The sequence below is a fragment of the Marinobacterium sp. BA1 genome, assembly GCF_041155135.1.
GTDB lineage: Bacteria > Pseudomonadota > Gammaproteobacteria > Pseudomonadales > Balneatricaceae > Marinobacterium > Marinobacterium iners.
In genome coordinates, this window is record NZ_BAAFHC010000001.1 from 334,620 (window position 1) to 357,528 (window position 22,909).

Genomic DNA, 22,909 nt, shown 5'->3' on the forward strand with positions numbered 1-22,909 from the left:
CACATTCGGTAATTCTGTTTTTAAGGAGATTCTCATGATTTTTTTCCGCAGCCTTCCTTGGGCTAAAACTCTGGTTTGCGCTGGCTTGTTGTCAGGTATTTCAGCCGTTGCTGTTGGTCAGGAGCAGGGGAGGCCCATCAAGCTGGAGAATTGTGGTGAGATGCTGAATCTGAGCAGCCCGCCGAAGCGTGTGGTTACCGTGGGCCAGGCCGGTACTGAAATCATCTATGCTCTGGGACTGCATGATCGGGTTGCAGGAACATCCAACTGGTTTACCGATGTTGATGAAAAGTATCGTGAAGTGAATGCCGACATTGAACGCATAGCGGATAACTTCCCCAGCTTTGAAGGGGTGATTGGCAAAAAGCCGGATCTGGTCACAGCAGACTTTCTGTTTACCATTGGCCCTCAGGGGGCTGTCGGCAAGCGCGAACAGTTTCATTCGCTGGGTATCAATACCTATGTGCTAGCCTCTCAGTGCAGCAATCAGGATGGGAGTAAAGGCATTGATGGTACTCGTACCGCCATGTTTTCGCTGGATGACCTTTACCGGAATATCCGAGACATCGCACATCTTTTTGCGGTGAGAGAACGTGGGAATGAGTTGATCGACAGCATACGCAAGCGGGAAGCGGCTGTCGTGGATCAGGCTAGGAAACACCAGACAGATGGCCTGACGGCCGTATTTTGGTATTCCAGTGCTGCACTGGGGGTCGATCCCTGGGTTGCTGGCCGAAAAACCGTAGCTGATTGGATGATGTCGACCCTGGGGATTGAAAACGTGGTCCAGTCCGAAGAGGTTTGGCCGATGGTGGGCTGGGAAACCATTGCCCAAGCCAACCCTGACATCATTGTGGTTGCAGAAATGAGCCGGCGCCGCTTTGAGGGCGATGATTACAAAAAGAAACTGGAGTTTCTTCGTACGGACCCGGTGACCAAAGAAATGGATGCGGTCAAAAACAATCGAGTTGTTGTGATGGATGCTCATGCCATGGATGTCACCCTGCGTTCCATCGATGGACTTGAAACATTGAGCGAAGCACTGCAGACACTGGATCTGGGAAGGGAATAAGATGATCCAAGTGTTCCTGTATAGGACAGGGCAACTGCTGCTTGCCATGAGTCGCTCCCTTCTGATCGCTGCCGGCATTTTGCTGGCAGCGGCCATGATCGCATTGATGGTGGGGGAAAGCCCCATTGCTCTGGATACGGTATATAAAACCCTGGCCAATAGGCTGCTTGGTGCGAGCCATGTGGTTGATGCCATTGACGCAGGTATTCTTTGGGAGTATCGGCTCAGTCGGGCGATTATAGCCATCTGTTGTGGCTCTGCTTTGGCGGTCAGTGGTGTGGTGCTGCAATCTCTGTTGCGAAATGTCCTGGTTGATCCTTATATTCTGGGTATCTCTGCAGGCGCTTCTGCCGGTGCCGTGGCGGTAGCCATCATCGGGATTGGAGCAGGTGCTGTCTCTATGTCATTTGGGGCCTTCGCCGGCTCTCTGCTGGCATTCGCTGTGGTGCTGCTGCTGTCCCGCTTTACCGGGCACATTATTCTGGCCGGCATCGCCAGTGCACAGCTTTTCCATGCACTTTCGGCTCTGATGATTACCAAATCAGCCAATGCGGAGGCTGCGCGGGGCATCATGTTCTGGTTGCTGGGCAATCTGAGCGGCATCCGCTGGGAAGATGCCTGGCTAGCAGTGCCCGTGGCAGTGATTGGATTGCTGGTAGCCCTTTATCATGCTCGAGCTCTTGATGCCTTTACCTTTGGTGCCGAGTCTGCCCAATCTCTGGGCATTCCGGTTGCCCGAGTTCGACTGATTCTGATTTTTGTAACAGCCATGCTGACAGCCGTGATGGTTTCCATGGTCGGTTCCATCGGCTTTGTGGGCTTGGTGATTCCTCATGCTGCCCGTTTTCTGGTTGGAGTCCGCCATGCGGTGCTTATCCCTGTAGCGGCTCTGATGGGGGCCGTCTTCCTTGTGCTGTCAGATGTATTGTCACGCATAGTGATTCCCGGGCAAGTGCTGCCCATCGGGGTGGTCACCGCATTAATTGGTGCTCCCGCCTTTGCCGTTATTTTGATCCGCGGAGCCAGGAACCGATGATCTCTGTACACAAGTTGAGCTCCACTCTGAATGGAAAACCTTTGATTGAGCCCCTTTCGTTTGATGTATGCCGGGGAGAGGTTGTGGGGCTGGTCGGTCCCAATGGCTCGGGCAAGTCAACGTTGCTTCGGCTGCTAGCGGGAATCAATCGTCCCTGCAATGGGGAAATTTTGTTGAACGGTAGGTGTATATATTCCTTGTCAAGACATGTGGTGGCACGGCAGCTGGCTTATGTGGCACAACAGGCTGAGACCCATGATCGTATCCATGTAAGGGACGCCATTGAGCTGGGACGTACGCCTTGGCTTTCCCCGCTGAATCCCTGGTCCGAACGGGATGATGCCATCGTTGATCACGCGATACAGGCGCTGAATATCCAGCATCTTCAGCATCGAGTCTGGCAGACCCTGTCCGGTGGTGAAAGGCAAAGAGTCCATCTGGCGCGAGCCTTGGCTCAGCAGCCGGAGGTGCTATTGCTTGATGAGCCCAGCAATCATCTGGATATTCAGAACCAACTAGCAATCCTGGAGCTGGTGGAAACACTGGAAACCACAATCGTGGTTGCATTGCATGACCTCAATCAGGCAACCGCATGTGATCGAGTCATCATGATGTGCTCCGGCAATATGGTTGCCATAGGTACCCCGGAAGAAGTGCTTACACAGGATAATATCAAAAGGGTCTTTGGTGTTAATGTCCGCATGCTGCATCACGATGATATCAAAAGGCCGGTATTTCATTTCTTTTAAAAAGACTTCAGAAGAAAATATTTTTTAGATTGAGTTAAATAAATCAAGTCCTGTGTTTTCTATATAAGATTTAAGAGAACTTAAATGAATACTTGGAAAGGCGTAATGCTCCGGCTTATGGCGACGGGGTTGTTTGCCTGTATGGCTCTTTGTGTCAAAAAGGCCTCGGTTGAGGCTCCTGTAGGGCAAGTTGTTTTTTGGCGAAGTAGTATTGCAATTATTCCTATATTGATTTATCTGATGTGTATTGGTGTTTTTCCGGAGGCACTGAAAACCCGAAACTGGAAAGGGCACATTGAAAGAAGCGCCTATGGCTGTCTGGCCATGTTTTTTTCTTTCATCTCTCTCGCTTACCTACCGCTATCGCTGGCGGCCATTTTTGGTTTTCTGGCACCGCTGCTGGCGATCCCGATAGCAGTAGTTCTTCTTGACGAGAGACCTTCCACCTTTCTGGTCGGCATGGTCATTGTGGGTTTTGCAGGGGTGATTATCTCCTTGTATCCCTCGCTGGAGTCGCCGGAAGTAACCCGGGCTACACTGCTTGGGAGTCTGTCAGGGGTGGCAATGGCGGCTATTACGGCTATCGCCAAAATAAAAATCAAGACGCTTACTCAAACGGAACACGCCGGAAGTATCGCTTTCTTTTTTGCGCTTGTCTGCAGTCTTGTTGGCGGGGCAACAAGTTTCTGGGGATGGACAGATATAGCCTTTGAATCCATGGTTTGGCTGGTTGGAGCAGGCCTTTTTGGTGGAATAGCCCATGTGATGATGACTGAGGCAATAGCAAGGGCTCCAATTTCAACCCTTGCGGTTTTTGAATATACCGCAGTGCTTTGGGCTTTAAGTATGGATTATGGTTTTTTTGGCGACTTGCCAGATCCGGTATCAGTATTTGGAATAGCCCTCACGCTTTTCGCTGTTCTTATTGTTTTGAGATCAAGGGAGGTACGTATGGCTTGAGTTGAAAGTGCATGTGAAGTCAGAGGTATATAGAAATCACGATTTTTATATGATGCCCGGTAATGAATCAGAATTTATGTTTCATAGCTATAAATGGATGTAATTTTAACCTGTCTGGATAAAGGAATCATGCTTAAAAGCAAACACAGTCCCGTAATTCTAGCCTTGTCCCTGGGAGCCCTGGCTACAGTACCCACGGCTTCGGCAGACAGTCTTCTGAATAAAAACCAACAGGCGGAAGCATCCGGGGTGATTGCTGATGCTCAGTGGAATCTGAACCTGCGAAGCCTTTACTATGATCGGGAATATCTTAACGGGGGACGCAGCAACGGAGGGCGTAATCGTTATCTGCCCTATGCTCGGCGTTCTGATGAGGCCCGTGAGTGGGGTGTCGGTGTCACTGCAGAGCTGAAATCCGGCTTTACCCCCGGGCCGGTCGGTTTTGGACTGGATGCACAGCTCTATCTGGGACATAAACTGGATGGGTCGGACTATTCTGTCGGAAAAATTAGAATGCTGCCGGTTTCAGATGATGGCTACTCCTTGGATGAAATGGCCCGTGGAGGAGTGGCCGCAAAAATGCGTATCCGATCCAGTGAGCTTCGCTATGGTGAGCAGCGGGTTAAAACCCCCGTGTTTTCTTCCTCGGACAGCAGGTTGTTGCCTGAAAGTATGTATGGTTTCTCATTGGTTAGCCGGGACATCAAGGGGCTGAGCTTGCAGGCAGGTCGTTTCACCGGATCAACTGACCGAAACTCACGTAACACCAATAACGATCTCACCATCAATTATGCTAACCCTGCCATACTCCTTGGCGACAGTTTCAGTTATCTGGGCGGAAACTACACCCTTTCACCTGCACTGAATCTGAGTCTGTACACCGCTGAGCTTGAAGATAGCTGGAATACTCATTATCTGGGGATCAATCACAGCCTCAAGTGGTCCGGGGAACGATCCTTGCGCACCAGTTTCCAGATATATCACAGCCAGGATACCGGAAAAAGTCTTGCCGGTGAGGTCGACAACACCACCGCCAGCCTGTTTGTACACTACCGAGCCGGGGCGCACGGATTTGGGCTTGGCTATCAGAAGGTGGATGGTGATACTCCCTTTGATTATGTCAGCCGCGGGGCCATCTGGCTGTCAAACGGTGCTCAGCTTTCCGATTTTAACGGTCCCAATGAGCGCTCTTGGCAGCTCCGCTATGATCTGGACATGGCCGCGATCATGCCAGGCATGAAACTGAGGGCCAGTTACTTCCGTGGTTCGGGGACTGATGGCACCGGAGTGGATCCCAACGGCAGCTATGCCTGGCTGGGCTATGGTAAGGGCGGCAAGCACTGGGCGCGGGACCTGCGTCTTGACTACACCGTTCAGGGGGGCGGAGCAGAGGGGCTGACCCTGTCTCTGATACACAGTTCCCATCGAGCCAATGTTGCTCAGGCAGAGCTGGATGATGACCAGATCCGGTTCCTGATCGAATACCCGATCTCCGGTGCATTTTGATCTACTGCCCCTGTCAGGCAGAAGTCGCCTGTAGAGAGGGCTGAAGGGTAGCTACAGAAATATTACTGGTGCAGAGCATGATGACAACTCGGATTGGTCCAGATCTGCCGGAGAATGAATAAATTACGGCTTGGTTCCGAAACGAAAAAGCCGGCTCAAGAGAGCCGGCAGTGAGCCGTGACCGTTCAGGCCCGAAGGGGGTAAGGCGTGAACGGCTACGCTAGTCCATTAGAATTTGACGCGCATACCTGCCAGGTAGCCCATGTCGGCGCCATCTTCGTCAGAGTCAGCGATTTCCGCAAACAGGCTGACGTTTTTCTGAGTCGGGAACTTGTAGGTTACGTTGGCGTACCATTCAGTGATGTCGTCTCCGGCATCAAAGTCTTCGTTAACCATACCGATAGCCATGCTGGTAGTGCTGGCGACCGGGAACGATACGGCAATGTTGTAAAGGTCAGCGATGTCATCAGTGCTGCTGTAGTCAGCTGCGAAAGTAGCAAAGCCTGCGTCATAAGAGGCACTGATACCCCAGGTGTCATAAGAATCGGCACCGATCGCTTCCTTTGCGTTCTGATAGGCCGCTGCCAGTGTCAGATCACCAAGGTTGGTGGATGCGAAAAGATCGAAATACTCACCGTTTTCGCTGTCTTCACCTTCGGCATCCATCTCGTAGGACGCAACCAGATAAACATTCTCCAGCTCGATGTCCATACGGATAGTGTCATCACCGTCGGTAGACATGCCATCGAAGCGGTCTTCGTTTACGGTCTTCAGTTCGTAGGCTTCCTCGATACCGAACTCGTCAGATGCAAAGTTCTGTTTACCGAAGGAAACAGACGTGTTTCCGAAGGCCAGGCCCAGGTAAGCTTCTTCAAGCTTGCTGCCATCCTGTTTGTCTTCAGCGGCATCCTTGAAGCCGAAATCGACGCGACCAAAGGCTTTCATATCGTTGCCCAGGTCGTAGCTGACGTAGTTTTTCAGCTCCAGATCATCGAACTCGATATCAGCGTGTTCGTCTTCGCCAATTTCCTTGCGCAGCTGAACCTGCAGGTCACCGTTCAGCTTATAGGTAAAGCCATTGCCTTCATAAACAGTAACAGCGCTGGCGGAGCTGGCAGCAGCGGAAACTGCAACAGCCAGAAGAAGCTTTTTCATGTGCGAGACTCCAAATAAAAGAATAGTAAGGGTGAGGTTTACTGGCTGGATTTAATCCAGCTCTTGAATTTATTCCGTGTTTCCGTACTGGCCTGCTCATACCAGAACTGCAGCATTTGCCCGACCATTTTCTGGTCAGCATGAACGCCAATTGAAACCGGCTGAGCAGGTGTTCCTTTATTAAAATTGTGTGTTTCGGTATTTAAAGAGACCATGGCTGCTTCAGCGGAAGAACTATTAAAGGCCTTGAGCTCTTTTTCATAGTCACGTGCCAGCTGGAAACCTTCTTTCTCCAACTTGCCAAAATCAAAAGGAATGGATTTTCCATCAGTATTTTGCAAACGCCAGTTGCCCGATTCATTGAATGCTTTAAGACCATATCGATTGGATATTTCAGGCGCGTGAACACTGACAGTGGTATCGTTGGCAGTAAAGGTGATAACAAAAGTATCACTCTTTTCAAGGATGTAGTCGTCAGCTGACTGTGTTATTTCGGCAGTGTACTCGGCAACGATCTGAGACCTGCCATTCTCTGCGGTAATATCAGGGGAATCAGAAAACAGTGTGCCTTGATCAATAGCCTTACCATTGACTGCCAGAATATTTACACCTGATCCGGCAGCGATTTTGATATCTGCAAACACCATGGAAGGCATGATTGAACAGGATATCAGCAGCGGTAAGAGTATTTTTTTCATGTATGTACCTGTAACTCGGTATCTGAAAGTTGAGGTGCATATTATTTTTCAAATGTTACGCTGCTGTTTCAGTTGTATTAAGGTTTTTTATTGGCTTTGTAATCTTTTTTAAATGTTATCTTGGTATACGGTTAAAAAGATTTTGAGTGTATGGAATCCAACCCCTTCAAAGGAAACCGTTCAAATGCTGTCGTTAACCTCTCGTCTTTCTTTGCTTGCATTGGCTGTCGCCGCTTCTTCCGGCGCGCATGCAGAACAGTTCAATCGGGTAGCCAGTTTCCCGGTCAGTCAGAACTTGCCGGCCGACAACTGGACTCAGGAAACTTCGCCTGAAATCATCACCGCAACGGCCGACGGACAGACGCTGGTCTACTCGGACAGCCCCCGTGGCGGACTTGGGTTTGTCGATATTCGTGAAGCGGAGCAGCCAAAGCCCGCAGGCTTTCTGGCACTGGAGGGTGAGCCTACCTCTGTCAGTGCATTGGGTAATCTGGTTGTGACCGCTGTGAACACGTCAGAAAGCTATGTAAAACCTTCCGGTTTTGTGGCGCTGGTATCACCGGATCAGATGAAGGTGATCAATCAGTGCGAACTGGGTGGACAGCCTGATTCAGTGGCGGTTTCAGCTGATAAGTCGCTGGTTGCCATCGCAATCGAGAACGAGCGCGATGAGGACCTGAATGATGGACAGATACCGCAGTTGCCGGCAGGCGACCTGGTCATCCTGTCGGTCAAGGACGGACAGCTGGACTGCAGCAGCATGAAGCGTGTTGACATGACAGGGCTGGCCGAAATCGCGCCTTCAGATCCTGAGCCGGAATTTGTCGACTTCAATGCTCAGGGTGAGATTGTGGTGACACTGCAGGAAAACAATCACTTGGTGATCGTTGACGGCGCCACCGGCAAGGTGATCAATCACTTTTCAGCGGGCAGCGTTGATCTTGAGGGCATCGACACCGAAAAGGATGGTGCGCTGACCTTTACAGACAGTTTGAAAAGCGTGCTGCGAGAGCCTGATGCGGTCAAGTGGCTGGACAATGAGCGTTTCGTGATTGCCAATGAAGGCGACTATCAGGGTGGCGCGCGCGGGTTCAGTATTTTCCACAAGAGTGGAGAGTTGCTGTTCGAGTCGGGAGCGGCCTTTGAGCATGAAGTGGTACGTGCCGGCCACTACCCGGACAAGCGTTCAGGCAAAAAGGGCAGTGAACCTGAAGGGCTTGAAGTTGCCCGTTTTGGTGATGATACCTATATCTTCGTATTGTCTGAGCGCGGATCGGTGATGGGAGTCTACCGAGATACAGGTGCAGAACCTGAGTTTGTGCAGTTGTTGCCGTCCGGTATGGCGCCGGAGTCAGCCATTGCGATCCCTTCACGTGGCTTGCTGGCCAGCGCCAACGAAAAGGACCTGGTTGAAGAGGGTGGTGCGCGTGCACATGTCATGCTGTTCAAGTGGTCAGATGCACCTGCCGCTTATCCTCAGCTGATTTCAGAAAACGACACAGCGGGAAATCCGATTGGCTGGGGAGCCCTTTCAGGGTTGGCTGCAGATGACAAAGAGCCTGGTATTGTCTATGCCGTTAATGACAGCTTTTACAAAAAGCAGCCTCGTATTTTCCGTATAGATGCAACTGAGCACCCCGCCCGTATTACCGCTGCGATCGATATCACCCGCGAAGGTAAGACTGCCGGCAAGCTCGATCTCGAAGGGATTGCGTCAGACGGCAAAGGAGGCTTCTGGCTGGCCTCTGAAGGCAATGTCGACAAGGAAGTTCCGCATGCGATCCATCATGTGAATGCGGCGGGCGAAATCACCCGTACCATTGAGCTGCCTTCACAGTTGCTCAAACATCAAAGCCGTTTCGGTGCGGAAGGGATCGCCCTGGCAGGCGATACGCTCTGGATTGCAATGCAGCGGCCGTGGGGTGATGACCTTGATCATCATGCGAAACTGCTGGCCTATGACCTGAAAACCGGTCAATGGGGTGCCGTACATTACCCACTGGAGCAGGTGAGCGAAGGCTGGGTAGGGCTGTCAGAGCTAGAACTTCATAAAGACAGTCTTTATGTGATTGAGCGTGACAACCAGATCGGTGAAAAAGCATCCATCAAGCGGCTCTATCGCATCGAACTGTCAGCTCTCAAGCCGCGTCCACTGGGTGAGGCGCTGCCGGTTGTATCCAAAACGCTCGTACGTGACCTGATACCCGATCTGAAGAGCCTTAACGGTTATATCACCGATAAGGTTGAAGGCTTTGCAATCGATGTCAGTGGCAAAGCTTATGTGGTGACGGACAACGACGGTGTGGATGACAGTTCAGGTGAAACGCTCTGGTTGAAGCTTGGTACTCTCTGAGCCGGGTGAAGCCATGTGTTCAAGGGCTGCCTTCGGGTGGCCCTTTTTGTTGTTACCGCGCAACATACAAGCGTTTTGCTGCAAATGTCGGCACTTTTGAGACACTAGAGCACTGTTTGGGTTAGCGCTACAATCGTTCCCGCAATGGATTCTGATCAATTAGTGATCAACCTATCGGGAGGGTTCACCATGAGCACCGACAGCAAGAGTTCAGTTAAAGACATTAACCGTCACATCCGCAAATATAACCTGATTACATTGCCTGCCACGCTGGTTATCGGGTTTGGCATCTACCTTCTGTTTACCGGCAATGGTGGCCAGTTTCACCCCTTGCTGGCGGAGCAATCGTTTGTGATCAAGATGATGCTGGCGGCAGGGGTCATTGAATTGCTGGCCATGAATCGGTTGGCAAAACTGAACAAGCTTAAGCATGTTATTCTCAGCAACCACAAGCTGGACCGTCGCCACAAAGCCTTTCACTGACAGTCCTGTCAGCAAACAGGGGGCTCGAATATGGTGCGCACGTCAGTCATATGACATTATCCGCCTGTTTTAACTTGAGCGGAGCTGGCGCGTGCTGCAGACAGAAAACCCCACTGGGTGTTGCCCTTTGTGCGGCAGTGATGACCTTTACCCGCTGTCGTGTAAAGAACGACTATATTACCGTTGTCGAACCTGTGAGCTGGTGCATTTGGAGCCTGCGCAGAGGTTGTCTGAGCAGGCTGAAAAGGCTGTTTATGACGATCATGAAAATACGGTTGATGATCCAGGGTATCGCCGCTTTCTGTCACGCGCATTTGATCAGGTCAGGCAGCAACAGTCACCACCCGCCAAGGGGCTCGATTTTGGCTGTGGCCCGGGGCCTGCTCTGGTTGAGATGGCACGTGAAGCCGGCTATGAGATGTCACTGTATGACAAGTATTACCATCCTGACTTGGCGCCTCTGCAGCAACAGTACGATTTTATTACCTGTACCGAAGTGGTCGAGCACCTGGCCGACCCCCTGACCGTTCTGGATCAGCTCTGGTCATTGCTGACTCCGAACGGGCTGCTGGTGCTACAGACCAAGCGGGTGCTGGATGACGAGCGCTTTCGCAGCTGGCACTACCGCAATGACCCTACCCATATCACCTTCTTTGCTGAAACCAGCTTTCGCTGGCTGGCGCAGCACTGGCAGGCGAGCGTTAGTTTTCCCCATGCTGATGTGGCCTGTTTCAGCCCGCTGATTCGTGGATCAACACCTCGCTGAGCTGATCGTTTCCATCGGTGCCCATCTGCTGTTGAAAAATGCGGTTGCGCCCCTGGTGCTTGGCTTCATACAGCGCCTGATCAGCACGACCGATCAGATCGTCGAGGCTGCGATCCTGCTCTGACTGCTCTGCAATCCCGATACTGGCCGTAACCTCAATCAACCGGCCGTTCAGCGCCAGTTGTGTAAGGCGGATCTGCTCAAGCAGTCGGGCAGCAAATCGACCAGCATCCTCCAGGTTAGTATCAGGCAACAAAACCAGAAATTCTTCACCGCCCCAGCGCGCCGCCAAGTCACCCTCGCGTACCGTATTCAGAATGCACTGGCCCAATTGACATAACACCCGGTCACCGGCTGCGTGACCATGCGTGTCATTGCACTGCTTGAAATGATCGATATCCAGCACTGCGGCACTGAGTGGCCGGCGCCGACGATTCCCGGTCTGCCAGTATCTTTCAGCCAGACGATAGAGTGCACGACGGTTATTGAGCAGCGTTAAAGGGTCTGTATTGGCAGCGTGCTCAGCCTGAATCTGTTCACGATGTACATGACGTATGCGCGCCGCAAGCGCCAGTGCCAGCAGGGTGGCCTCGGCCAGCATGCCGATTTCGGCGGCGCGAAAGCTCCATTCCCTGAAGGGCAGATGTCCTAATACGGCCAGTGTGGTAATGACGGTGCCACAGGTGCCAGAGATAACGGCCAACAGGTAAAAACGAGCACTGACACTGCCTTGTGTGACCCGGCACAGCCCCATTAGCAGCATGAGGCTGGTGAAGACCAGCATGAACATAAAAGCGGCGCTCAGTGCGACCAGTTGTGAGTCCATCAGCCAGCCTCCAGTGAGGCTGAGAAGGGCCAGAGCGGCCGTAAGCTGTACCACCCGATAGCCACGGGAGCAGTACTGACGTATATGCAGAAAACTGGTGGCAAACAGGAGTCCGCAACAGCCGAACAGGATCATCAGTGTTGGCGGTGCCCAGCGTTGCCATTCGGTGGCTTCACTCCAAAACCAGGCCAGGCCATGGCCCGAGTAGGCCAGGTTAACCAGCAGGAATGAGCCCAGATAGAGCGCATATAACAGGTGGTGACGGTCTCGAATACCGAAGAACAGGGCCGTATTGTAGAAGATCAATGCCAGCAGAAAGCCATAACTCAAGCCGTAGCTGGTCAACCGCTGCAGCGGGAGGTGTTCCAGCTGTTCGTCATCCAGCAGGCGCAACGGTAACAGCATCGGATCGGGTGTACTGACTCGCAGCAGCACAAAGTGCTCACCCGGGCTCAGCTCCAGTGGAAACAGAAACCCGGTCAGTAATGGGTTGCGATTGGCAAATGGCTGCAGATCTCCCGCCACAACCTGGTGGTGTAACCGTGGGCCGAGGTAGTGGTATAGCCGTATCTCATCCAGCCAGGCAGTATCCAGCAGAAGGCTACGCTCCAGTTCCCTGCCAGTGTCATTGTGCAACTCCAGGGCAACCCAGACCGGTTTGCTGCCCAACCCGAGCGCCAGTGTGTCGGCGTAGGGTGTGAATTGCCCCTTGTGCCAAAGTTCTGCAGCCGTGGAAGGGCTCAAGCGGGGTCCTGTTTCGATCAGAAAAGCCGTAGTCAATTCAACAGTGGCGGTATCCGCTGAATGGGCAGCAATGGCAGGTGTGCTCAGCGAAATGGGCAGGCAGAAGCAGAGTAGCAGTACAGCCTTAAACCACATATTGCACCCGGAGTATTGGAACGGGAGTTTGATTATAGGCGAAAAATCGGAAATTGCAGTTGAAGGGAGACATTATTTTACCTGTATGAGGTGGTATTCAGTTGTCTTTTTTTAACAAATTTGCTGCCGGAAATTGTCATGGCGGAGCATCGCCTGCTGATCCAAACTAAGGTCATTCCCTTATTGGTCAGCCACAGCAGGTGGCACTAACCCTACAAGCGACAGGTGAGAGCAATGGATTTCAAAAACGTACCCGCAGTTGTTACCGGTGGTGCATCCGGTCTGGGTGAAGGTTCGGCCCGTGCACTGGCGGCCGCTGGCGCCAAGGTTGCGATTTTCGACCTGAATGAAGAGCGCGGTCGCCAGATCGCTGAAGAACTGGGTGGCATCTTTGTACGTTGTGACGTGTCTTCGGCTGAAAGCGCGGAAGCTGCGTTTGCTGCGGCGCGTGAAGCGCATGGCCCCTGCGGTATTGCCGTCAACTGTGCCGGCATCGCCCCGGCGGGCAAGATCGTCGGCAAAGAAGGCCCGATGCCGCTTGATGACTTCAACAAAGTCATTCAGGTCAACCTGGTGGGCAGCTTCAACATCATACGCCTGGCCGCCGCCGAAATGGCTACCCGTGAAGCGAACGATGATGGCGAACGTGGAGTGATCATTTCCACTGCGTCCATCGCCGCCTATGAAGGCCAAATCGGGCAGGTCGCCTACAGTGCATCCAAGGGCGGTGTGGTGGCCATGACGCTGCAGGCGGCCCGTGAGCTGGCACGCAGTGGCATTCGTGTTAACACCATCGCACCCGGCATCTTCATGACACCGATGATGGCTGGCTTCCCGCAGGAAGTGCAAGACAGTCTGGCCGCAACCCTGCCGTTCCCGCAGCGTTTGGGGCGTCCTGAAGAGTACGGCATGCTGGTTGAACAGATCGTGAAAAACCCGCTGCTGAACGGCGAAACCATTCGCCTGGACTGCGCGCTGCGCATGGCACCGAAGTAAGCGAGGATCGAGTGATGAATGCAGCCGTAATCGATACCGAAGAGCTGGACCTGTTCCGCGAGATGGTGCTGCGCGCACTGGAACGTGAAGTCGCGCCGCATTATGAACAGTGGGAACGCGAGGGCATTACGCCGCGTGCGCTCTGGAATACGCTGGGCGAAGCGGGTCTGCTGTGCGTGGATGCGCCCGAAGACCACGGCGGTTGTGGTGTGCCCTTTGAGTATTCGGTCATGCTGGTCACTGAAATGGCCCGACTGGGCTACGGTGCCTTGGCCACCAATGTAATGGTGCACTCCGATATCGTGGCCCCCTACATCGCCCATATCGGCAATGACGAGCAGAAAAACCGCTGGCTGCCGGGCATGGTGTCCGGTGACGTGGTTGGTGCCATCGCCATGACCGAGCCGGGTGCCGGCAGTGACCTGGCAGCGCTGCGCACCACGGCGGTACTGGACGGTGACGAGTATGTGATCAACGGCTCAAAAACCTTCATCACCAACGGTCAGCATGCCGACATGGTGATCGTCGCTGCCAAGACCGATCCGGCGGCTGGCGCCAAGGGTGTCAGCCTGTTCCTGGTCGACACCACGCTGCCGGGCTACGGCAAGGGCCGCAATCTGGAGAAGATCGGTCAGCACAGCGGCGATACCTCCGAGCTGTTTTTCGAGAATATGCGTGTACCCAAATCGGCCCTGCTGGGCGAAGAGGGCAAGGGCTTCATGTATCTGATGAAGGAACTGCCCCGTGAACGTCTGGTGATCGGCGCCATCGGTGTCGGTGCAGCCCGTGGCTCGCTGGATATGACCATCCAGTATGCTGACGAACGCACCCTGTTCGGCCAGAAGCTGAAAGAACTGCAGAACACCCGTTTCCGCATCGCCGAGATGGAGACCGACTACCGCGTCAACAAGGCGTTCATTGATCAGTGCATCAGCGAGTACTCCCGCAGCGAGCTGGATGCGTCCACCGCGTCCATGGCCAAGTACACCGCCACCGAAATGCAGTGCCGCGTGGCCGATGGCTGCCTGCAGCTGTTTGGCGGCTACGGCTACACCACTGAATACCCGATCTCACGCGCCTTTATTGACGCCCGTGTGCAGCGCATCTACGGCGGCACATCCGAGGTGATGAAGGAAGTCATTGCGCGCTCGGTGCTTGGGCGCTAACGCAACGGCCAGCCGAATAACGGATCAGAATATTAGCGACTTAACAGGAGCAACAAGATGTCAGACAACAGCATTGTGATTCTGGGCGCGGCCCGTACCCCCATGGGCGGCATGATGGGCGCATTGAGCGACGTGCGTTCACCGGACCTGGGTGCGGTGGCCATCGAAGCGGCCATCGAGCGTGCCGGCCTGCAGCCGAGCGACATTGACGAAGTGATCATGGGCTGTGTACTGCCCGGTGCGCTGGGTCAGGCCCCGGCTCGTCAGGCGTCTCGCAAGGCAGGCATCCCGGATGCGGCCGGTGCCACCACCATCAACAAGATGTGCGGCTCCGGCATGAAAGCGGTGATGCAGGCCCACGACCAGATCAAGGCCGGCAGCGCCAGTATCATGATCGCCGGTGGCATGGAAAACATGAGCCAGGCACCCTACATGCTGCCGAAGGCCCGCGCCGGCATGCGCATGGGCCACGGTCAGGTGTTGGACTCCATGTTCTTCGACGGACTGGAAGACGCCTACGAAGGCGGCCTGATGGGCGTATTCGCCCAGCGCTCTGCTGATGACTTCAATATTACCCGCGAAGCGATGGATGAGTTCGCCATCGGGTCACTGACCAAGGCACTGGCCGCCATCGAGAACGGCTGGTTTAAGGACGAGATCGCCCCGGTTACCATCAAGGGCCGTGCGGGTGACACTGTTGTCGATACCGACGAGCAGCCGGGCAACGCCCGTCCGGACAAGATCCCGCAGCTGAAGCCGGCGTTCAAGAAAGACGGCACCGTTACCGCTGCCAACTCCAGCTCCATCAGCGACGGTGGTTCTGCACTGGTACTGGCCACTCAGGCTGAAGCCGACAAGCGCGGCTTCAAGCCGCTGGCGCGTATCGTGGCGCACTCCACCCATGCCCAGCTGCCGGCTGAGTTCACCATCGCCCCGATCGGCGCCATCCAAAAGGTGCTCGACAAGGCAGGCTGGAGCAAGGACGAAGTGGATCTGTACGAAATCAACGAAGCTTTCGCCGTGGTCTCCCTACTGGCGATCAACGAACTGGGTCTGGATGCCGACAAGGTCAACGTCTACGGCGGTGCCTGCGCCCTGGGACACCCGATCGGTTCCTCCGGCTCACGCATTCTCGTCACGCTGCTCAACGCCCTTAAGCAGCGCGGCCTGAAGAAAGGGGTTGCATCCCTCTGTATCGGTGGTGGCGAAGCGACAGCCGTCGCGGTCGAGCTGCTCTGATCAGTATTGCCTGGATTACATCTCTGCCCTTGGCTCTTGAATGAGAGTAGGCCACCTTCGGGTGGCCTTTTTTTCGTGTGGTTTTCAGGTGTGATCGTATTAGCCTTTTTGGGTGTTGCTTTGACGCTACATATTGGTAAAGTCTAAAAATCCACCAGCAGGAAGTCGGTGGCCGCAGTGACAGGGAAAAGGGGATGGGTCGATGGCAGGGATGGTTACAGCAGTTCTCTCACTATCGATTGCTTTCTTGAGCCGTGTTTGCTCCCTTGCCTGTTATGCGTGCGACCCGACCCGCGTGATGGCATGCATGGGAATACCTTTTTGTCTTTGGGCCTGTTATGAAAATCAATGGGTTAGCTGCTTGGCTGAGGATTAAAAGGTATACCCGCTAATAATTATTATGAGGTTTACCTCATAAATAGGCTGTTAAGCCAATAAGGAAATCACATGGCTGCGAAGAAAAAAAGCGAAGAAATAGTTGCCCTAGTTGGTGAAGAAGAAAATTCACCTCGCCCAAGATTACATAAACTCATAATCCAAAATTTCAGATCAATTGGTACTGAGAAAGTAGAAATAGAACTTGATGACATTGTTGTCTTGGTTGGGCCTAACAATGTTGGCAAAAGTAGTATTTTGAGGGCATATGAGACTGTGATGTCGCATGGCTCTAAAGATGGAAAATTGACTATTAATGATTTTCCAAATGGGCAAGTCGATGCTGATAATCTGCCAACGATTGAGCTTCATACTATCGTGTTTAATGATGCTCCAGGAGATAGATGGGTTAGTCCTACCACCGCAGGCGAGTGGTTAATTCGAGAAAAATGGACGTGGGACAGCCCCAATAAAGACCCCAAAAGGCAAGGGTTTGATGTTCACAAGGATGATTGGGACGATCAGGTTCCTTGGGGGGCTCCAAATGTTGCTAATTCTCGTAGACCACTTCCTCACAGGATTGATGCATTCGCTACGCCTGACAAACAAGCAGCTGAAATAACAAAGCTGATAACTAGCCTTCTAAAGGAAAAACTCTCTGATATTAGATCTGAACCTGATCAGGAAAAATCTGACTACGAACTTGTTCTTGATAAAATTAAGGATCTTCAAACAAAAGTAGTTCAAGCAACTGAAGATGAAATAAAAGTCATTGAGAATGAAATATCAGACTACTTAGGAAAGCTTTTTCCTAAGCATAAGATTAAATTTGATGCCAAACCGGAAGCTGATTTAGAAAGTGCATATCAACCATTTAAAAGTACCGCTGATCTGCTAATGGGGCCAGAAAATGGCTATTTTTCTTCTATTGAACATCAGGGTTCAGGAGCAAGAAGGACTTTACTGTGGGCTACATTAAAGTATCTTTCTGAATCCCAAGATAAGAAAGGTTCCCGTCCACACGTATTGTTACTGGATGAACCAGAAATATGCTTGCATCCATCAGCAATTCGAGAAGCTAGAACTGTCCTTTATGAATTGCCCGCTAGCGGGAATTGGCAAGTAATGATTACTTCCCACTCGCCAATTTTTATTGATCTTTCAAAAGATAATACGACCATCATTAGAGTTTTTCGAGAGAATGATAGCGAGGTTAAAAGCACCACATTATATAGACCAGAAAGAGCAAAACTGGATGATGATGACAAGAAAAATTTAAAGCTGATGAATATTTGTGATCCTTATGTTCATGAGTTCTTTTTTGGTGGGCGCCAGATTATTGTCGAAGGCGATACAGAGTACACCGCATTCTCAATGATTAAAGAAATCTACCCTGATGAATATAGTGATGTGCAGATAATCAGGGCTAGGGGTAAGGGAATCATCCCTTCAGTTGCCAAGGTGTTGAAGCAATTCTCAAAGTCATTTTTTATTCTTCATGATACTGACGAAGAGCTAACATCCAAAGGGAAGAAAAATCCTGCTTGGGGAATGAACAATACTATAGCAACTCTTCTAGACGAAGACGGGAAAGTAAATCTTGTTGCATGTAAAACATGCTTTGAAACAGCGATTTTTGGTGAAGAAGTTAGCGGTGAAAAGCCATATAATGCATTAACTAAAATTCGTACAGATGAGATTGCGAGAAATAGAGTTAAATCTTTGCTTGACTATCTGATTCAGATTGAGGGCGCGACGCTGCCCGAAAATTGCATCCATTGGACCAAAATTGAACAATTGGCTTAACAAGCATTACAGCGGACAAGCCGCTGAATGCGGCGTTATGTTCTTCAGCTCTGAGAGACCAAATGGAAACAGAAGATATTGATAGGCTAAATGCAGAGTGGATTTCCTTAAATGCGTTCAGAGGGTTAACCAAAATCGCCTCTGGAGGTGATATGGTGAAATCTACTTATGACAACGCATTGCAGCTCGGCGGAGAAGTTTATCCCGAATTGCTCGGAGATGAGGTCAGCTTGCTCAAAAGAGAGCGAGAAAGTGATACGACGAAAGAGTACAGGCAGAAGGCTGAGTTGTGCTCCATCAGGGATGGAAAGGAAGTCCTAGCTTTTGATTTGGTTTCTTCAGATATAACGGAGTACGAGGGGCTTTTGTCGATAGCTGAGGCCCAGAAAAACAATCAAAAAGTTGACCAGCTGAAGAGAAAGCTTGCGCAGTTTTACAAGTCCAAGAAAGAACTTGATCCAGAAGATCATAGCGAGAACCAGCTAATTTTTAGAGATGCCTATAATGTCTCAAGAGTTATTCCTAGCATTGCCAGTGGTCATGGGCACAGAGATTTTGAACTACCAAATGGTAGAGTACTAAGGCTAAGGGTTCTTCACCCTGATAGAGTAGAGCATATAACTGGGGCTGATTTAATTTATGAACGACATCACCCTCAAAATGAAACAGTCTCTGTCGTAGCGGTACAGTATAAAATTTGGAAGGATCGGAAACTATACTTGTCTGATGAGCGCATGCTGGGTCAGATTGATAAAATGAGAAATTTCCTGTGCGAGAAAAGCATATGTGAAGCTGCCAAGGAGGATCATGGATATAGATTTCCTTGCTGTTCTGCTTTTATCAGGCCGACGGACAAGTTGCAAAAAGCCGACCAAAAATTTCTCTCAACTGGAGAGCATCTTCCAATTTGTAAAATCGATGAGTGCGCAACTCTTGGCGATCGCGGCGGAAGAAAACTTGAGTACGATAAAATAAAAGAAATATCGCTTTCTAGTGAGATTTTTGAGTTTTTATTTAACAAGGGAAAAATTGGATCTCGGGATATGACATATTCTGAGTTAACCGCGCTTTACAGCCACTTCTTGGAAGATGCGTCTAGAGAGCGAGTTATTGTCTATGCTCAAGAAGTCTAAACATAACAATCGCAGGCACAGCGACGGCTTTTCGTTGCGGCTTCGCCTTCACTACAAAGCCGCGCGTGCTGCGGGCGTTAGGATTAAATTGTGTCACGGAAAGAGTTCGATAAAAGAATAAATTCCGATGAAATTGCAGGTCGTGCAATTCGTCTTTGCGCGATCTTTGAAGATCGGCTTAATAATATACTGGCAGAATATTTTGCTCTACGTGATCGTTGGGGTGATTTTCACGAACATTTCTTGGAAAGAATGTCTCTCATTCAAAAGTTGGATTTGCTTCAAAAGCTAGATTTTGGCAGTGGCTCGAAATCTCGAACTAACTTCGTGACTTCGTTAAAAAGCCTTAGAAAACTGAGAAATGTAATGGCCCATAATTACAGCCTCCATAATGAAGAAGAACTATCAAAGCTGTACTCGGATGAGAATATTCGAAAATGGGTTTTAAACTATCCTAAGTCATTTTCAGACGAAAAAAGAAATATGGAAGTGAGAACAACTAAACTATGGAAATTTGCAAATGCGACTAGAAAATCCTAACACATATGAGCCTTCTCGGTGTCAATAGGCAATAGTATTTTCATTGGCTGCATGAGCAGCCAATACAAAACCCTGAACGAGGGCGACTACTTCGTCTGTCTGAGTCGGCTGTTAAGGCACTTACAGCAAACACATATAGAGGCTCTCTTATCACGGTTGAACACCGTGGCCTGACCGGTTCAGCTCCTTGGAGTGGTCAGGGGCGCTAGACATTCATCGGTTAACCGGTCACCGGCACTATTCAAATGACAGGTTGCATAGGCTCCAGTTAGATTCAGGCTCAGGACCGGTGTAAGCGCACTGGCTCAGGGCATTGATGCACGCCAGCGGGGTGGCTAATCAAGTGAATGAGCTTCAAAATGGCGTACAAAACCGGTTTGGATCTCAAGGATCAGTCAGCAGACACCGGCTTTGGATACACTCTGGAAAGATCCAGTTAGGCTTTAGGCTCACCCCGCTGCGTGACTAACCCGCTAAGAATCGCTGTTCATTGAACACCGTCCCGTTCTTTAACATGAAGTACACTGCTCGGCCTAACTTGTGAGCCAGTGCTGATAGAGCTTTGGCCTTGCTCATTCGCTTCTGCAACCGCTGGAGGTAACGCTGTGCCTTAGGGTTGCCTTTCAAGTACAGCACAGCCGCCTCGGAGAACGCCCATTTCAGATGAGCGTTGCCTATCTTGTTGCCCTGAGTACCGTAACTCTTACCAGCGGACTCGGCCTTGCATTTGACCAGGCGGGCATAGGAGGCAAATTTCTGAACCGAGTCGAAACGCTGAATATCGCCAATTTCATACAGAATGGTCAGAGCCAGCACTCGACCAATCCCCGGTACTGTTCGCAGCACCTGTAGATACAAAGGATTGTGTTGTTTGGCTTGCTGTTCGATGAAGCGCTCTAGCCGGTAAAGCTCCTGGGAATAGCAGTCCAGGATTGTCATATCCAGATCGATATTGCGTTGAACTTCTGGCTGGTCAAAGGTGCTCCTTAACTGTTTGCGAGCATCGGCCGTTTTCAGATTGACCTTATTGGGCGGCAAATTGTACTGGCTGGTCGTGTTGACGACATGGGCTTTCAGCTCGGCACCGTGGCGGACGATATGAGTGCGACGACGCAGCAAGTCCCGGGTAGCACGCATATACAGAGCGTGACCCAGAATAAACGTAATGCCGTTGTCCTCGCAAAAATCAGCAACCCAGTACCAGCAATGCATGCATTCGACGCCGATCACCAGATCAGTGCGATAGGGTTCGATCAAACGGCACAGGGCTTCGGGGTTGGCGGGGATTTCCTTGTGCAACAACGTTTCGTTTGATTGATCGAGGATACATACGTAGAGGCTGCGGGCATGCAGATCGATACTGCAATAATACTGATGAGTGCTATGGTAGAAGTTCATGAGTCTTCTCCTTTTTGTGCTTGGTCGCCATCCAGCTTAGCGGGTTAACCGCTGAGCTGGGGAGAAGGCTCAATCAGTATCAAGTGGCTCCATTTGACGCCGCAAAGCGGCGCAAATGAGCCAGGCGTTATGTGAGAAGGAGGCAAGGTGATTCGAGTAATTTACCGCTGGAAAGTAAAGGAAGACGACTTTGCGAACTTCCAAGAGGTGTGGAACCGCACCACGAATCATATACATGAGACTGTGGTGGGAGCGTTGGGAAGTTTTATGCTTCGCAGCCCAGACGATCCGACTGAAATTCTGACAGTGGCAAAGTGGGATTCAGTAGAGAACTGGAAGGCCTTCTGGGTGGCGGATAATCCGTCCGAGATGAAGGGAATGCGGGAGATTGGTGAGCGGATTTCCGTGACCGTATATGAGGAAGTTGACGACTTTACGCGGAGTCACGAGGGGTAGTTCGACGGAATCGTTTACGTGCCACATAACCAGTGGCTGTTGTCGGACGCACCTACGCTCGCGCTTCGGTGGGCCGCAAAGTCAACGCGTTATAAGGCATCATCTGGCACATGATTAGAACGGAACGATTGATACTTCGACAGTGGAATGACGAAGACCTCCTTCCTTTTTCACAGATGTGTGAGGATAAGGATGTGATGGAGTTTTTCCCTAAGCTTCTTACCGTTCAAGAAAGCTACGCAATGGGGGAAAAAATCAGATCACTCATTGCTGAGCGCGGGTGGGGATTTTGGGCAGTTGAGATTCCTGGCCATAGTAAGTTTATTGGTTTTGTGGGTCTGCACATTCCCAAGGAAAGCATGCCTTTTTCACCATGTGTTGAGATCGGCTGGCGTCTTGCGAAACGATATTGGGGTATGGGTTACGCGACAGAGGCCGCCAAAGAGTCATTGCGGTACGCTTTTACTCACTTGGATTTAGATGAAGTGGTCTCTTTTACGACAGTGGGTAATATTCGCTCGCAGTCTGTCATGGAGAAAATCGGGATGGCTTATACCAGCAATTTTGAGCATCCTGACCTAGAATTTTCTGACCCGCTTTGCGAGCATGTTTTGTACAAGATAAGCAAGGATCAGTGGGAGTTACATGCCTTATAACCAGGCCAGGCACAGCGACGGATTTTCCGTTGCGGCATCGCCTTCACTACAAAGCCGCGCGTGCTGGCGGCGTTATGCACAGGGAGAGGTAGGTGCCATTGTTTGAAACAGAGAGGTTGATTGCAAGGAAGCTGTCCCATCAAGACGTTCCGGTGCTCACTGCAATGCTCAGTGATCCAGAAGTCATGAAGTTCTCCGTCCGTGGAATTTGTGACGAAGAAGCTACCCGAAAATTCGTTGATAGGTGCCTTGAGTGTTACGCCACTCATGGGATAGGGCCATGGGCATTGTGTGAGAAAGAATCAGGGAATTTTATCGGCTTCTGCGGCGTTGGGCCGGAGTTAGTTGGCGATGTTGAGGAGATCAACCTAGGTTATCGTCTGGCGCGCAGGTTCTGGCATCAGGGGTATGCGACAGAAGCAGTAAAAGGTGTTCTCCGGTATGCTTTCGACCAAAAAGACTGCGAGTCGGTAGTTGTTATTATCGAGCCGGAGCATACAGCTTCCGTCAGGGTTACGGAGAAGGTCGGGTTCGGAGATTATACGATTCGAGAGTTCCATGCCCGACCTGTGCGGGTGTATCGAATGTCGTGCGACGACTGGGCACTGCATAACAAATTGTTGTAGTACGTTCCGGGCCTGGCGGCCCTACACCGGACGCC

At 51.3% G+C, this 22,909-nt stretch carries 21 protein-coding genes; 17 read left to right on the forward strand and 4 right to left on the reverse strand.

The features are described from left to right. Positions 1 to 34 precede the first annotated feature (34 nt). From ACAM29_RS01585 to ACAM29_RS01605, 5 genes are all read left to right on the forward strand, one after another. Positions 35 to 1,072, forward strand: coding sequence for an ABC transporter substrate-binding protein (locus ACAM29_RS01585; RefSeq protein WP_369622970.1), 1,038 nt, complete (start codon positions 35 to 37; stop codon positions 1,070 to 1,072). A gap of 46 nt (positions 1,073 to 1,118) precedes the next feature. Beyond that, complete coding sequence (locus tag ACAM29_RS01590) at positions 1,119 to 2,108, forward strand: FecCD family ABC transporter permease (RefSeq protein WP_369622971.1); 990 nt, start codon at positions 1,119 to 1,121, stop codon at positions 2,106 to 2,108. Next, positions 2,105 to 2,857 carry an ABC transporter ATP-binding protein gene (locus ACAM29_RS01595; protein ID WP_369622972.1) on the forward strand — a complete coding sequence of 251 codons (753 nt, stop codon included), beginning with the start codon at positions 2,105 to 2,107 and terminating at the stop codon, positions 2,855 to 2,857. The genes ACAM29_RS01590 and ACAM29_RS01595 overlap by 4 nt, the downstream gene beginning before the upstream one ends. Positions 2,858 to 2,941: 84 nt before the next feature. Next, entirely contained in the window at positions 2,942 to 3,817 is an 876-nt protein-coding gene (locus tag ACAM29_RS01600; protein WP_369622973.1) for a DMT family transporter, read from the forward strand. Positions 3,818 to 3,946: 129 nt separating this feature from the next. Next, the gene (locus tag ACAM29_RS01605) at positions 3,947 to 5,323 is read left to right on the forward strand and encodes an OprD family outer membrane porin (protein ID WP_369622974.1); all 1,377 of its coding nucleotides are present in this window, start codon (positions 3,947 to 3,949) and stop codon (positions 5,321 to 5,323) included. A gap of 228 nt (positions 5,324 to 5,551) precedes the next feature. Here ACAM29_RS01605 and ACAM29_RS01610 read toward each other — a convergent pair whose 3' ends face one another. Further along, complete coding sequence (locus tag ACAM29_RS01610; protein ID WP_091825083.1) at positions 5,552 to 6,478, reverse strand: porin; 927 nt, start codon at positions 6,476 to 6,478, stop codon at positions 5,552 to 5,554. 38 nt (positions 6,479 to 6,516) lie between these two features. Next, positions 6,517 to 7,176 (reverse strand): DUF2057 domain-containing protein, encoded by a 660-nt coding sequence (locus ACAM29_RS01615; RefSeq protein ID WP_369622975.1) that lies wholly within the window; start codon positions 7,174 to 7,176, stop codon positions 6,517 to 6,519. Positions 7,177 to 7,360: 184 nt separating this feature from the next. Between ACAM29_RS01615 and ACAM29_RS01620 the strand changes: the two genes are divergently transcribed. The 3 genes from ACAM29_RS01620 (at position 7,361) to ACAM29_RS01630 (ending at position 10,778) form a co-directional block, all read left to right on the forward strand. Continuing rightward, positions 7,361 to 9,529 (forward strand): esterase-like activity of phytase family protein, encoded by a 2,169-nt coding sequence (locus tag ACAM29_RS01620; RefSeq protein ID WP_369622976.1) that lies wholly within the window; start codon positions 7,361 to 7,363, stop codon positions 9,527 to 9,529. A gap of 189 nt (positions 9,530 to 9,718) precedes the next feature. Beyond that, complete coding sequence (locus tag ACAM29_RS01625) at positions 9,719 to 10,012, forward strand: hypothetical protein (protein ID WP_091825092.1); 294 nt, start codon at positions 9,719 to 9,721, stop codon at positions 10,010 to 10,012. A 91-nt stretch (positions 10,013 to 10,103) separates the two neighbouring features. Beyond that, complete coding sequence (locus tag ACAM29_RS01630) at positions 10,104 to 10,778, forward strand: class I SAM-dependent methyltransferase (protein ID WP_369622977.1); 675 nt, start codon at positions 10,104 to 10,106, stop codon at positions 10,776 to 10,778. On the opposite strand, the gene ACAM29_RS01635 is transcribed toward ACAM29_RS01630, so the two are convergent. Beyond that, complete coding sequence (locus ACAM29_RS01635; RefSeq protein WP_369622978.1) at positions 10,744 to 12,483, reverse strand: diguanylate cyclase; 1,740 nt, start codon at positions 12,481 to 12,483, stop codon at positions 10,744 to 10,746. The genes ACAM29_RS01630 and ACAM29_RS01635 overlap by 35 nt on opposite strands. Positions 12,484 to 12,717: 234 nt before the next feature. Here ACAM29_RS01635 and ACAM29_RS01640 point away from each other — a divergent pair, with 234 nt between their 5' ends. From ACAM29_RS01640 to ACAM29_RS01665, 6 genes are all read left to right on the forward strand, one after another. After that, the gene (locus ACAM29_RS01640; protein WP_091825097.1) at positions 12,718 to 13,479 is read left to right on the forward strand and encodes an SDR family NAD(P)-dependent oxidoreductase; all 762 of its coding nucleotides are present in this window, start codon (positions 12,718 to 12,720) and stop codon (positions 13,477 to 13,479) included. Between the two features lie 14 nt (positions 13,480 to 13,493). Continuing rightward, positions 13,494 to 14,645: an acyl-CoA dehydrogenase family protein gene (locus tag ACAM29_RS01645; protein ID WP_369622979.1), complete on the forward strand. Its 1,152-nt coding sequence runs from the start codon at positions 13,494 to 13,496 to the stop codon at positions 14,643 to 14,645. Between the two features lie 57 nt (positions 14,646 to 14,702). Beyond that, positions 14,703 to 15,884, forward strand: coding sequence for an acetyl-CoA C-acyltransferase (locus ACAM29_RS01650; RefSeq protein ID WP_369622980.1), 1,182 nt, complete (start codon positions 14,703 to 14,705; stop codon positions 15,882 to 15,884). A 447-nt stretch (positions 15,885 to 16,331) separates the two neighbouring features. Continuing rightward, positions 16,332 to 18,065, forward strand: a complete 1,734-nt coding sequence (locus tag ACAM29_RS01655) for an ATP-dependent endonuclease (RefSeq protein ID WP_369622981.1) — start codon at positions 16,332 to 16,334, stop codon at positions 18,063 to 18,065. A 62-nt stretch (positions 18,066 to 18,127) separates the two neighbouring features. Then, the gene (locus ACAM29_RS01660; protein WP_369622982.1) at positions 18,128 to 19,198 is read left to right on the forward strand and encodes a hypothetical protein; all 1,071 of its coding nucleotides are present in this window, start codon (positions 18,128 to 18,130) and stop codon (positions 19,196 to 19,198) included. Positions 19,199 to 19,288: 90 nt separating this feature from the next. After that, positions 19,289 to 19,738, forward strand: a complete 450-nt coding sequence (locus ACAM29_RS01665) for a hypothetical protein (RefSeq protein ID WP_369622983.1) — start codon at positions 19,289 to 19,291, stop codon at positions 19,736 to 19,738. Between the two features lie 465 nt (positions 19,739 to 20,203). Here the strand turns inward: ACAM29_RS01665 and ACAM29_RS01670 are convergent, their stop codons facing one another. Beyond that, complete coding sequence (locus ACAM29_RS01670) at positions 20,204 to 21,136, reverse strand: IS110 family transposase (protein ID WP_369622984.1); 933 nt, start codon at positions 21,134 to 21,136, stop codon at positions 20,204 to 20,206. A gap of 147 nt (positions 21,137 to 21,283) precedes the next feature. Here ACAM29_RS01670 and ACAM29_RS01675 point away from each other — a divergent pair, with 147 nt between their 5' ends. From ACAM29_RS01675 to ACAM29_RS01685, 3 genes are all read left to right on the forward strand, one after another. Beyond that, positions 21,284 to 21,592, forward strand: coding sequence for an antibiotic biosynthesis monooxygenase (locus ACAM29_RS01675; protein WP_369622985.1), 309 nt, complete (start codon positions 21,284 to 21,286; stop codon positions 21,590 to 21,592). A gap of 110 nt (positions 21,593 to 21,702) precedes the next feature. After that, positions 21,703 to 22,248: a GNAT family N-acetyltransferase gene (locus ACAM29_RS01680; RefSeq protein ID WP_369622986.1), complete on the forward strand. Its 546-nt coding sequence runs from the start codon at positions 21,703 to 21,705 to the stop codon at positions 22,246 to 22,248. A gap of 92 nt (positions 22,249 to 22,340) precedes the next feature. Next, positions 22,341 to 22,874, forward strand: coding sequence for a GNAT family N-acetyltransferase (locus ACAM29_RS01685; protein ID WP_369622987.1), 534 nt, complete (start codon positions 22,341 to 22,343; stop codon positions 22,872 to 22,874). Positions 22,875 to 22,909: the final 35 nt, after the last annotated feature.

Bases quoted from the DNA above. Each gene is read 5' to 3' on its own strand.
- ACAM29_RS01655 (WP_369622981.1), top strand. From the start codon at position 16,332: ATGGCTGCGAAGAAAAAAAGCGAAGAAATAGTTGCCCTAGTTGGTGAA.
- ACAM29_RS01615 (WP_369622975.1), bottom strand. From the start codon at position 7,176: ATGAAAAAAATACTCTTACCGCTGCTGATATCCTGTTCAATCATGCCT.
- ACAM29_RS01645 (WP_369622979.1), top strand. From the start codon at position 13,494: ATGAATGCAGCCGTAATCGATACCGAAGAGCTGGACCTGTTCCGCGAG.
- ACAM29_RS01680 (WP_369622986.1), top strand. From the start codon at position 21,703: ATGATTAGAACGGAACGATTGATACTTCGACAGTGGAATGACGAAGAC.
- ACAM29_RS01670 (WP_369622984.1), bottom strand. From the start codon at position 21,136: ATGAACTTCTACCATAGCACTCATCAGTATTATTGCAGTATCGATCTG.
- ACAM29_RS01650 (WP_369622980.1), top strand. From the start codon at position 14,703: ATGTCAGACAACAGCATTGTGATTCTGGGCGCGGCCCGTACCCCCATG.
- ACAM29_RS01595 (WP_369622972.1), top strand. From the start codon at position 2,105: ATGATCTCTGTACACAAGTTGAGCTCCACTCTGAATGGAAAACCTTTG.
- ACAM29_RS01625 (WP_091825092.1), top strand. From the start codon at position 9,719: ATGAGCACCGACAGCAAGAGTTCAGTTAAAGACATTAACCGTCACATC.
- ACAM29_RS01610 (WP_091825083.1), bottom strand. From the start codon at position 6,478: ATGAAAAAGCTTCTTCTGGCTGTTGCAGTTTCCGCTGCTGCCAGCTCC.
- ACAM29_RS01600 (WP_369622973.1), top strand. From the start codon at position 2,942: ATGAATACTTGGAAAGGCGTAATGCTCCGGCTTATGGCGACGGGGTTG.
- ACAM29_RS01620 (WP_369622976.1), top strand. From the start codon at position 7,361: ATGCTGTCGTTAACCTCTCGTCTTTCTTTGCTTGCATTGGCTGTCGCC.
- ACAM29_RS01590 (WP_369622971.1), top strand. From the start codon at position 1,119: ATGAGTCGCTCCCTTCTGATCGCTGCCGGCATTTTGCTGGCAGCGGCC.
- ACAM29_RS01605 (WP_369622974.1), top strand. From the start codon at position 3,947: ATGCTTAAAAGCAAACACAGTCCCGTAATTCTAGCCTTGTCCCTGGGA.
- ACAM29_RS01640 (WP_091825097.1), top strand. From the start codon at position 12,718: ATGGATTTCAAAAACGTACCCGCAGTTGTTACCGGTGGTGCATCCGGT.
- ACAM29_RS01660 (WP_369622982.1), top strand. From the start codon at position 18,128: ATGGAAACAGAAGATATTGATAGGCTAAATGCAGAGTGGATTTCCTTA.
- ACAM29_RS01635 (WP_369622978.1), bottom strand. From the start codon at position 12,483: ATGTGGTTTAAGGCTGTACTGCTACTCTGCTTCTGCCTGCCCATTTCG.
- ACAM29_RS01585 (WP_369622970.1), top strand. From the start codon at position 35: ATGATTTTTTTCCGCAGCCTTCCTTGGGCTAAAACTCTGGTTTGCGCT.